Raw genomic sequence first — 10,910 nt, 5'->3', positions numbered from 1 at the left:
CACCGCGACCGGCCGGCACAGGACGCATTCTTGCCCTCTGGAGTGCGCAAACACGCGCCTGGGCGAAGCGCGCCGGCACCTCTAGCGTGCGGGCCACCTAGCAGAGGAGACCCGGATGCTCAGATGGATCACCGCTGTGCTCGCCGCCGTCCTGATGACGACGGCCACCGCGGGCGCCGCGGCCCCCGCCGCACCCGCCACGACCGGCACCGTCGAGGACCTCGGCATGCCGATCTCGAACTTCCTCATCCTGGACAGCGTCGTCGGCGCCGACCGCGACGGCCGTCCCACCCTGTACGGCAGCACCTACGCGGCCAGCTCGCCCGGCGTCACGTTCTTCGCCATCGACGTCGAGACCGGCGAACTGGTCGAGGAGCTGCCGATGCCCGACTCGTGGGGCGGCTACCACACGTCACTCGGCTCGGACGGGCGCGTGTACCTCGCCACCCAGCACGGCGACGGGCGGGCGCACCTGTGGCGCTACGACCCGGCGACCGAGCAGCTGGGGATCGTCGCCACCACCGACGAGACGGACATCGGGCACACGTTCTTCTTCGGGGTCGGCGCCGGCCGCGGCGGCAAGACCTACCTCGGCACGTACCCGTCGGGGAAGCTGTTCTCGTACGACCAGTCGTCGTCGGAGCTGACCGACCTCGGCACGGTCCAGCAGGACCGGCTCTACGCGAAGGCGATCGTGCCCCTGGACGGCCGTCGCGTCTTCGTCGGCGGCGGCACCCCTGCGTCGGCCAACATCGTCGACACCCGCACCGGCGTCGCGACGTCGATCCTGCCGCCCGAGTACGCGGGCTACTCCTTCGCCTACAACGCGGCCGTCGTCGGCACCAACCTGCTGGTGCAGCTGGTCGTGCCGGACCAGCGGGTGCTGCGGTTCGAGCTGCGCGGCACGCGGACCGTGTTCGCCGGCGAGGTGCCGGGGCTGACCGGGACCGGCATCGTGCCCATCTCGGGACACGAGGCGTACGCCGTCGGATCCTGCCCGGATTCCGCGTACGGCATCGTCCGCTACGACTTCCGCACCGGCGGCTGCGAGTGGCAGACCGACGCGTCGTGGGTGTCCGGTCAGGTGTCGCGGGCCGTTCTCGACGACGGGTCGCAGTGGCTGGTCGGCGTCGGGTCGAAGGGGCTGTTCGGCCGGTACAACCCGGAGACCGGCGAGGTCGTGACGTCGCAGCTGTCCTTCGCCGGTTCCGGCAGCAACGTGACGGCGCTGCGGACCGGGCCGGAGGGCGCGATCTACGGCGGCACGTACGAGACGAACGCGCTGTTCCGGATCGACCCCGACTCCGGCGCGACGACTGTGCTCGGCGGGGTCGCGGCCGGACGGAGCGGGGAGATCCTGTCGCTGGCGGCGACGGACGACGAGCTGTACATGGGCTCGTACACCCACAACGTCGTCACCGTCTACGACCCCGCGCGGCCCTGGGCCCCAGGCGTCGACCCGTCCGCGTCGAACCCGCTCGACCTCGGCCCCGTCGGCGACGAGCAGTACCGGCCGTGGGACATGGTCCAGGGCTCGTCCGGCGACGTGTTCCTCGCCTCCGGGGCGGCGTACGGCCAGCTGGGCGGGGCGCTGTCGCGGATCGACCCGGCGACGCACTCGGTGTCGTCGTGGCGGGGGCTGGCCGGTGACCAGAACCTGTTCGCGCTGGCCGCCGGCTCCGGCGAGATCTACGTCGGCTCCACCACCCACGGCGACGGCGTCACGGCCTCCGGCGACGCCCAGCTGCTCGTGTTCGACGAGGCGTCCTCGACGGTGACGCATGCGGTGGTGCCGGTGCCAGGCTCGACGTGGATCGCCTCGCTGGCGGTGGCCGGCAACGGCCAGGTCTACGGCTCGACGCTCGACGGCCAGTGGTTCCGTTTCGACCCGTCGTCCCGTGAGGTGACCCGGCTCGGCGCGTTCCCGCTGGGGTCGGCGAACGCGCTGGCCACCGGCCCGGACGGGCTGGTGTACGGCACCGGCGGGGCGTTGTTCCGCATCGACCCCGCCACTGACGCCGTCACCACCCTCGCCGAGGTGGGCGGCGGCTACTACCGCACCATCGCCTTCGACGACGAGGGGCGGGTGTACTGGGGGAGCGGGACCAAGGTCATGCGCTGGACTCCGTGACCTGACCGACGACGAGGGCCCGGACCGCTTCGGCGGTCCGGGCCTACTCGACGAAGGCGGGATCCAGCCCGCGAGCCCAGGCGTGCGTGACGTGGTTCCACCCGTAGACCAGTTCTGGCGGCAGGAGATTCGCGCCGCCCAGCCACGCGATCGGCTCCTGAGGGCTGCCATACGTGAAGATCTCGTCTATGCCATTTACCGAGCAGAACACCTGAAAGTACCCTTCGTAGACATAGCCTTCCGCGGAAGCGACCTTCGCAGACACCCCGAACGCGCCGGCGTCGGCCAGGGAGAGGGTGGCGGGTGGCATGGCCGCCGAACTGTCGCGTTCGAGATCCACGAGAGAACTCGATGCCGAGGCCAGGTCGAGGTGGACCTCGTAACCCGGAGAAAGTCCTCCACCATAGGTGCAGCGGACCACTGATGAGTGCTCCGGCGCTGGCTGCTTGCGCACGATGACCGGGCGAATGTCGGAGATGATCACGAGGTCCTCAGCCCCTGCAGCGACCGTGATGTCGAAGTCGGGCGAGGCACGAACGGCGGCGACGTCTTCCAGCCAGCCTTCCCATTCTTCGCACCTGGAGAACAGTTCTTCCTCACGGACTTCGGGTGGCGGCGGCAAAGCGTCGAGGTCACCGAAGACCACATAGTCGGAAGGGAAACTCGGGACGGCCTCGAGGTCGGCGTAGCTGGGTGGCGTGGGTGCCTCCTCCACACATGTGATCGTGTTGTCCTGGCCTACTGCGGAACAGTCGCCGACGGCGCCGGAATTGTCAGCAGTCGTGGAACGGTCGCCGGTCGGCTCTGCGCCATCGCCGCTGAGTTGGACGACCGTCAGAACCACTGCGGCGATCGCCATGATCGCGCTCACGCCCTGCCACCAGGACCGTCCGAAGGCGTTCGAGACGATACGGCGAAGTCGAGCCGCGCTCGAAGGAGGCCCGGACGGGCTGCGTTCTTGGTCGTGACCATTCACGTCTCAGCCCTCGAGGGCGGAGTGGCCAGGCCTATGGCCGTGGTGATCGTGCATCGTCGTCCCCCTGGGTCTGCCGCTGGGGCGACTCTGGAGACGTGCCTGCCCCAGCCAGCCACGGTGGCAGTGTGCCACCCACAAGATCAGCAGTGAGGAACTCGAATGTAAAGACAGTCAGCCGTAGAGGTCGGGGCGGCGGTCGGCGCGGTAGGTCGCCAGGGCGGACCAGCGGCGGGCGTCGGCGTCGTCGTCGGCGGGCAGCTCGGCGAGGGCGAGGCCTTCGGCGGCGTCGAGGGAGGCGAGGACGCGGCCGGAGGGGCCGGCGATGGTGGAGTGGCCGATGCTGGTGAACCCGCCACCCGAGCCGGCCAGGCACGACATCACCACCGGCACGCCGTTCTCCAGGGCCCGCACCCGCGCCAGCGACCGCACCATCGGCCCGTCCCAGCCCATGCCGGTCTGCCACGGGTCGGTGATCCAGTTGGTCGCGTTGACGATCATCGACGCGCCGGCGTCGACGAGGGCGCGGACGTACTCGGGGAAGATCAGGTCGTAGCAGACCGTCAGGCCGAGGGCACCCAGCGCCGTCGGCACGACGACCGGCGCCGAGCCGGGCGCGTAGACCGTCCGTTCGGTGCTGAACAGGTGCGCCTTCCGGTACGTCGCCAGCCGCGCGCCGTCGGGGCCGAACAGGGACAGCGCGTCGTAGAGGTCGGCGCCCGAGGACTCGATGACGCCGGCGGCGAGGTGGACGCCCAGGGAGGCGGCGAGGGCGCCCAGCCGCTCCGCCACCGGGCCGTCGGCGGGCGAGGCGACGGCGGCGGCGTCGGTGCGGGAGAACGGGTACCCGGTGACGGCGCACTCGGGGAAGACCACCAGCGACGCTCCGGCCGCGGCGGCGGAGCGGGCCTGCGCCGCCATCGCGTCCAGGTTGACGGAGACCGCGCCCAGGACCGGAGCGACCTGGGCGCAGGCGACCGTGACGGGCATCAGGCGGGGGCGGCGACGGCGGCGCGGTCGTACGCGACCGGGTTGACCAGCGAGCCGACACCCTCGACGGTGGCGACCATGGTGCCGCCGTCGTCGACCCGGCCGATGCCGGACGGGGTGCCGGTGGCGATGATGTCGCCCGGCTCGAGGGTGATCCCGGCCGAGATGACGGAGATCAGCTCCGGCACGCCGAACACCATGTGCCGGGTGTTCGACGACTGGCGTAGGACGCCGTCGGTCGTCAACGACAGGTCGAGGTTCCCGGGGTCGGCGATCTCGTCGGCCGTGACGAGGTACGGGCCGCACGGCGCGAACGTATCGAAGCCCTTGCTGTGGTCCCACGGCTGGTTCTTCTCGATCGCGACCAGCTGGAGGTCGCGCGCCGTCATGTCGTTGAGGACGGTGTAGCCGGCGACGACGTCACGCCAGCCGGAGACCGCGACGTCGCGGGCGCGGGTGCCGATGACGACCGCCAGCTCGACCTCGAAGTCCAGCCGCGACGACCGTTCCGGGCAGCGGACGGTCTCACCGTGCGGCAGCAGCGACGACGGCGGCTTGAAGAAGATCACCGGCTCGGTCGGGACGGCCTGCGCGCCTTCCTCGGCGTGCGCGACGTAGTTGAGAGCGACGCAGACGATCTTCTGCGGGCGGGCGACCGGCACCTCGAACCGCGCCGACGCCACCGGGATCCGCACGCCGGACCCCGCGAGCGACGCCACGGCGTCCGCCAGCCCGGGCATCGCGGCCAGCACGACCAGGTCGTCCCCGGCCGCGCCGGCGACGGGCGTCAGGTCGAGCAGTGTCTCGTCGTCGAGGCGGACGGCGGGGACGACGCCGGCGTCGGTGCGGATACGGCAGAGGAACATCAGTGACCTCCAAGCAGTGACGGAGAAGGCAGCCCGAGCACCCGGCGGGCGTTGCCGCCGAGCACGAGGGCCAGATCGGCCGGGTCGAGACCGGCGCCGAGCACCCGCCCGACGCCGTACCGGGGATCGATGAGGCACGCGTCGGTGCCGTGCAGCACCCGGCCGCCGCCCAGGGCCGCGACGAGGCGGCGCAGCCACCGGCCGGTCATCCAGGAGCCGCAGGTCTCGGCCAGGATGGACGGGTGCCGCAGCCCGACGTCGATGGTGCGGCGGAAGCCGTCGACGGTGGCGCCGGAATGGCCGACGATCAGCGGCAGCTCGGGGTGCCGCGCGGCGACGTGGCCGAACAGCAGCGGGTCGCTGTGCGTCGTCCCGGCGAACCCGTGCGCCAGCACCGGGACCGACGCGTTCAGCGCCAGGCGCCACACCCAGTCGTACCGGGCGTCGTCGATCGGGCAGTCGTGGGTGTCGGGGTGCACCTTGAACCCGCGCACGAGCGGCGAGCGCAGCTGCTCGGTCAGCAGTTCGGCGTCGTGCGGCCGGTTCGGGTTCGCGACCAACCATACGGAGAGCCGGTCCGGGTACTCGGCCGCGGCGGCCAGCGCGGCGGCGTTCCCGGCGGGCGCGTCGCCGCCCCAGATGGCGCTCAGGTGCGAGATGACGGCGTGCCGGGTGCCGGTGCGGTCGTACGCGGCCAGCAACGAGTCCGCGTCGGGGTGCGGCAGCCACGACGACGGCCAGCGGCCCAGATGAGCATGCGCGTCGACGATGTCCGGCAGCTCGGCGCGGCCGCCCGGGTCGGTGTGGCCGTGCGGGTCGGTGTGGCTGTCCGGGTCGGTGTGGCTGTCCGGGTCGGTGTGGCTGTCCGGGTCGGCGTCGGCCGGGCGATCGGCGGCGTTTATCGCGTTCGCGACCGTAGCCGGACCCCGCCCGGCCGGGAGGGCTCCCACCCTACGGGCGGGCCGTGAGAACGTGGCGTGAACGGCGGCGGCAGACGGCGCTGGGGTGGCGGGAACGGCGGCAGCGGACGGCGCAGAGGTGGCGTGAACGGCGGCAGCGGGCTGCGCTGGGGTGGCGGGAGCGGCGGCAGCGGACGGCGCTGGGGTGGCGGGAGTGGCGGCAGCGGGCTGCGCAGAGGTCGCGGTGACGGCGGCGGGCTGCGCAGAGCTGGCGTGGACGGCGGCGGGCTGCGCAGAGGTGGCGGCCTGCGCCGGGGCCGCGGGAACGACCGGAGGTTCGGCGAGGCCGAGCAGCCGGGCCGCGGTCCCGCCCGCCACGAGCGCCCGGTCGTCGTCGGACAATCCGGAGCGCGACAGCAGGAACGACGGCGCCGCCTCGTCGCGGACCGGTGCGCCGGTGCCGAACAGCAGCCGTGACGCGCCGTAGCGGGCGGCCAGCAGCTCCAGCCCGTCCAGCGCGGCGAGGTAGGAGAGGTCGACGTGCAGGTGGGGGTGGCGGTCGAGGACGGGGAGCGCCTGCCGCAGCGTCCGGTACCCGATCCCGCAGACGACGACGTCGACGGACGGCAGCGCGGCGCACCATGCGTCGATGCCGGCCCAGTCGGTCTCCTCGAGGTCGAGGAACACGGGGAGACCGGCCCGCCGCAGCACGTCTTGCAGCGAGCCGGCCTCCGGTCCCGTGAGACTCCACCCGTGCCGCGCCGGCAGCAGCCACACCGCGCGGACACCAAGGGGCAGCGGGCCGTGCTCGCCCGCGTCCAGCGGCCCGAGCACGAACGCCGGCAGCAGCCGCGGATCACCAGCCACCGCCGCCAGCAGCGACGCGTTCCCGGACGCCGCGTCGTACGTGACGGCCTCCGCCGACCGCACGACGGCGTGGGACAGGCCGAAGCGGTCCAGGTGCCGCGACACGTCGGCCACGGACCACGAGGCGGACGCGTCGGACGGCCAGGGCCCGAGGACGACGTTGGCGTCGATCCGCACGGCGCCGCTCATCCGGCGTCCGGCAGGTCGGTGAGCAGCCCCGCCTCGTGCGCCCGCAGCAGGAACGGCAGGTGGCCGCGCCACTCGGCGACGTCGTTGCTCAACGCCGGCGCGACCGACCGCGGCCGGTACCAGCGCGACCCGCCGGCCAGCCCGGCCCGCAGGTACGCGTCGTCGCCGGTGGCGTCGAAGGCCAGCGCCAGCGCTTCGCGGATCAGCGCCGACCGGTTCGCCCACCGGTAGTCGAACCGGGACAGGTAGACGAAGCTGCCGTCGCGGTTGCGGCCCAGGGTCAGCAGCGCCCGCGCCCCGGCAGAGAATGCCGCTGCGACCTCGGCCGACGGCGACAGCGCCTGCAGCCGGGCCAGCCCGATCAGCAGGACGGCGTTCTGCCAGGCGCAGTAGTCGTCGGCCAGGCCGAGCCGCATCAGCCAGCGCCCGTCCGGGTGCTGCGCGGCCACCGCCGCCTTCGCCGTCCGCTCCGCGGCGTCGACATACTCGGCCGAACCGGTCGCCGAGGCCACCGCGCACAGCGCCATCAGCGGCCAGCCGCTGTTGCGCGGCCCCGGCTCCGGCCGGGTCCAGCCGAGGTCGACCAGCCCGACGATGCAGTCGGCCACCCGCCGCGCGGCGTCGAGGTACACCGACGAGCCGGACAGCGACCCGAACAGCACCAGCCCCTCGGTCCACAGGTGCCCGGTGTCGATCGACGTCCGCACCGGCCCGGCCGCCGTGCGCGCCGACACGTAGTGCACGTGCGCCCGCCCGTGCGCGCGCAGCCCGCCGACCTCGTGCGGGTGGGCGCTGTGGTGGATGAGGTCGACGTCGCACAGGTGGTCGGCGTAGGCCTCGGCGGAGTCGTAGTACGCCCGCTCGCCGGAGCGCAGGTAGTGCAACGAGAGCGCCAGCAGCGCGTCGTGCTCGTTGTTCGCGCTGTACCCGGTGCGCGGGCCGGACGTGATGCCCTGCACGCTGTCGCCGAAGTCGTGGAAGCCCAGCGACTGCCCGGACTGGTACCAGCCGGACAGCTCCTCGCGGATGTGCGACTCCAGGTTCGGGTACCGCTCCGGCAGGTACGGCAGGTAGCCGGGCACCGGCGGACCGGAGAGCGACGGCACCAGCGGCGAGTCCAGCACCGGGCCGGCCCGCCGGTCGTCGCCGCCGGTCAGCCGCAGCCGGCGGGTCTTCGCCGCGCCCTGTGTGAGCCGCAGCGCGCCCGCGTCGGACGGCCAGAACTGGACGGTGACGCCGGACGGTGACACCGCGAGGTCGCTCGGGTGGTTCTCGGCGAACCGGTGGACGGCGACGGTGACATCGTCGCCGCCCACTCGCGAGGCGACCAGCCAGTTCACCGCCTGACGGCCGTGCAGCTCGGCCCACTCCCAGCGGGTCGCGTAGTCCGGGTCGCTCACGTCCTCCCACGAGGACCCGCCCACCACCTGCGACGTCGCGAAGATGCCGCGCGGATGGCCCTCGCCTCGGTGCTGGACGGCGTACGGCGGCAGGCCGCGGTGGGCGGCGCTGAAGACGCCGGTGACGGCGGTCGCCACCGGCCCGGTGTCCAGTTCGACGGACCACTCGGCGACCTCGCTCTCGGCCGCGTCGTCGTCGTTGACCAGCCCGACGGCGACGTCCACCGCGGCGGCGCCGGCCCGCGCCGTCAGCCGGGCGGTGAACCCCCACGAGGACCCGTACCGCCCGTTCAGCGTGACCTCCGCGAGCAGCGGCCCGGCCTGCGTGACGGTGACGCCGCCGGCCGGCACCACTGCGGCGTGCCGGACGCCGTCGCCGTCGACCAGGACCACGGACGCCGCGGGCACCCCGAGGGCGGGAACCGCGACGGTGAACGGGGACAGCCCGAGCTCCGCCGTGACCACGCCCGTCGTCAGCGACAGCCCGGACACCCCGGCGGCGGACGTCACGGCCGGCGGGGGACCAGCTTCACCCGCCGGCCGCACGACCACCTCCGCCGACGCCCGCGCGCCGACGGACACCGGGAACGCCAGGCCCACCCACCCGCCCCGCCGCCACAGCGACTGGTGCGGCACCACAGCGCCGTCCACCAGCACCGCCAGCGGGCCGTCAGAGGACACCGGCACGCCGCACACCACCACCTCGCCGGACCGGGCGACGCCGATCTCCTCGCTGACACTCAGCCGTACGTCGGTCATCTCAGCCCTTCAACGCGCCGACACTGACGCCCCGCGCGATGCGTTCCTGCGCGAAGGCGAAGAGCACGAGCATCGGGATCATGGTGATCACCAGGCCCGCGAACAGCTGCACCCAGTTCGCGCTGTACTGCGCGTTCACCGACAGGCCGAGCAGGCCGACGGGGATCGTCTGCTGCTGCGGGTCGGTGAGGAACACCAGGGCGAAGAAGAACTCGTTCCAGATCGTCAGCGTGTTCAGCAGCGCCACGCTGGCGACCGCCGGCGACACCTGCGGCAGCACGACGGAGAAGAACGTGCGGGTCGGCGAGGCGCCGTCCATGCACGCGGCCTCCTCCAGCTCCTTCGGCAGCGACTGGAAGAAGCTGCTCAGCAGGTAGATGCTGAACGGGATCTGGGTGGCGATGTACACCAGCACCAGCCCGTGCAGCGAACCGAGCAGCCCGAGGTTCCGGAGCAGGAAGTACAGCGGCACGATCACCAGGAAGGCCGGCATCATCAGGCCGCTGAGGAACACCAGCCGCACCACCGACCGGCCCGGGAAGTCGACCCTGGCCAGCACGTACGCCGCCATCACCGCGAACAGCAGGCTGACGCCGACGCTGGTGACCGTCACGTAGAGGCTGTTGAGGAAGAACCGGCTGATCTGCGCGCCGTTCCACGCCTCGGCGTAGTTGCCGAACTGCGGGTCCCGCGGCAGCGACCACGGGCTGCTGGAGAAGAACTCCGGGTTCGTCTTCAGCGACACCATGACGCACCAGACGAACGCGCTGACCGAGGTCAGGCAGTACGACACGAGCGCGAGATGGCTGAGCAGGCGGCCGGGCCGGACCGGTGGCCGGCGTCGCTGCGACGACGGCGCCGGCGGGGGAGCGGCGGCGACGGCGGCCGGCGGGGTGGCGGTCGGGGTCGTCATCAGTACTGCTCGCTTTCGCGCCGGGTGAGCCGCTGGGAGAGCAGCGTGAGGACGAGGATCGCCGCGAACAGCACGACGGCGATGGCCGCGGCGTAGCCGAACTCGGACGACGCGAACGCGACCTTGTAGAGGTAGGTGCCGATCACCTCGGTGGCGCGCAGCGGGCCGCCGTTCGTCATCGCGATGATGAACGCGAACGTCTGCAGGCCCTGGATCATCCAGAGGATCAGCAGCGTCCGGGTGACCTCCCACATGAGCGGCCAGACGACGTGCCGGAACACCTGGAACGAGCTGGCGCCGTCGAGCGTCGCGGCCTCCTTGAGCTCGGCCGGTACCCGCTCGGCGGCGGCCGCGAAGAACATCATCCACAGCCCGATGCCGTGCCAGACCGTCGCCAGCACCACCATGAGCATGGCCGTCGACGGCCGTCCGAGCAGTTCCACCGACGCGAGCGAGTCCAGCCCGACGGCGCGCAGCACGCTCTGCACCGCGCCGAAGTTCGGGTCGACCAGGAACTTCCACAGCAGCGCCGCGGTGGTGACGGACAGCGCGACCGGCGCCAGGATGAGGAACCGGTACACCCGGCCCAGCCGCATCCGCTGCGTCACGTAGCCGAAGAACATCGCGCCGGGGAACAGCACCAGCGCGCCGAGCACCGTGAACACGATCGTGTGCGTGATCGTGCTGCTGAACAGCGAGTCCTCGGTGAGCCGGGTGAAGTTGGCCGCGCCGACCCACTCCGGTGCGTTCACGCCGTCCCACTCGGTCAGCGCGACGTAGAACGTCGTGAACGCCGGGTAGAGCATGAACAGCGCGTACAGCACCAGGGCGGGCAGGAGGAACGGCACCACGAGTCGGCGGCGTTGTCGCTCGAGCAGGTTGGGCCGGCTGCGTGGCACCGTTTCTCCTCTCCGCGGGTACGG

The 10,910-nt window shown here is 72.5% G+C and carries 8 protein-coding genes; 1 reads left to right on the top strand and 7 read right to left on the bottom strand.

All coding sequences use genetic code 11. The features are described from left to right. Positions 1-115: 115 nt before the first annotated feature. Entirely contained in the window at positions 116-2,131 is a 2,016-nt protein-coding gene (locus BLU82_RS13600; protein WP_092621093.1) for a hypothetical protein, read from the top strand. A 43-nt stretch (positions 2,132-2,174) separates the two neighbouring features. On the opposite strand, the gene BLU82_RS13595 is transcribed toward BLU82_RS13600, so the two are convergent. The 7 genes from BLU82_RS13595 to BLU82_RS13565 all read right to left on the bottom strand — a co-directional run bounded on the left by BLU82_RS13595 (position 2,175) and on the right by BLU82_RS13565 (position 10,886). Next, on the bottom strand, positions 2,175-3,002 hold the full coding sequence (locus tag BLU82_RS13595) for a hypothetical protein (RefSeq protein ID WP_092621090.1): 828 nt from the start codon (positions 3,000-3,002) through the stop codon (positions 2,175-2,177). Positions 3,003-3,278: 276 nt separating this feature from the next. Then, the gene (locus tag BLU82_RS13590) at positions 3,279-4,094 is read right to left on the bottom strand and encodes a carbon-nitrogen hydrolase family protein (RefSeq protein WP_092621088.1); all 816 of its coding nucleotides are present in this window, start codon (positions 4,092-4,094) and stop codon (positions 3,279-3,281) included. After that, positions 4,094-4,960, bottom strand: coding sequence for a fumarylacetoacetate hydrolase family protein (locus BLU82_RS13585; RefSeq protein ID WP_197682928.1), 867 nt, complete (start codon positions 4,958-4,960; stop codon positions 4,094-4,096). The genes BLU82_RS13590 and BLU82_RS13585 overlap by 1 nt, the downstream gene beginning before the upstream one ends. Further along, positions 4,960-6,903: an amidohydrolase family protein gene (locus tag BLU82_RS13580; RefSeq protein ID WP_172885600.1), complete on the bottom strand. Its 1,944-nt coding sequence runs from the start codon at positions 6,901-6,903 to the stop codon at positions 4,960-4,962. Before BLU82_RS13580 ends, BLU82_RS13585 begins: the two co-directional genes overlap by 1 nt. 8 nt (positions 6,904-6,911) lie before the next feature. Beyond that, the gene (locus tag BLU82_RS13575; RefSeq protein ID WP_092621082.1) at positions 6,912-9,074 is read right to left on the bottom strand and encodes a hypothetical protein; all 2,163 of its coding nucleotides are present in this window, start codon (positions 9,072-9,074) and stop codon (positions 6,912-6,914) included. Position 9,075: 1 nt separating this feature from the next. After that, positions 9,076-9,987: a carbohydrate ABC transporter permease gene (locus tag BLU82_RS13570; RefSeq protein ID WP_092621079.1), complete on the bottom strand. Its 912-nt coding sequence runs from the start codon at positions 9,985-9,987 to the stop codon at positions 9,076-9,078. Continuing rightward, complete coding sequence (locus BLU82_RS13565) at positions 9,987-10,886, bottom strand: carbohydrate ABC transporter permease (protein ID WP_157740906.1); 900 nt, start codon at positions 10,884-10,886, stop codon at positions 9,987-9,989. The genes BLU82_RS13570 and BLU82_RS13565 overlap by 1 nt, the downstream gene beginning before the upstream one ends. Positions 10,887-10,910 lie beyond the last annotated feature (24 nt).

Origin of the sequence: Jiangella sp. DSM 45060, from assembly GCF_900105175.1 — a bacterium.
Classification (GTDB): domain Bacteria; phylum Actinomycetota; class Actinomycetes; order Jiangellales; family Jiangellaceae; genus Jiangella.
The sequence above is the reverse complement of the archived record's forward strand: the minus strand, read 5'-3'. Positions and strand labels throughout refer to the sequence as shown.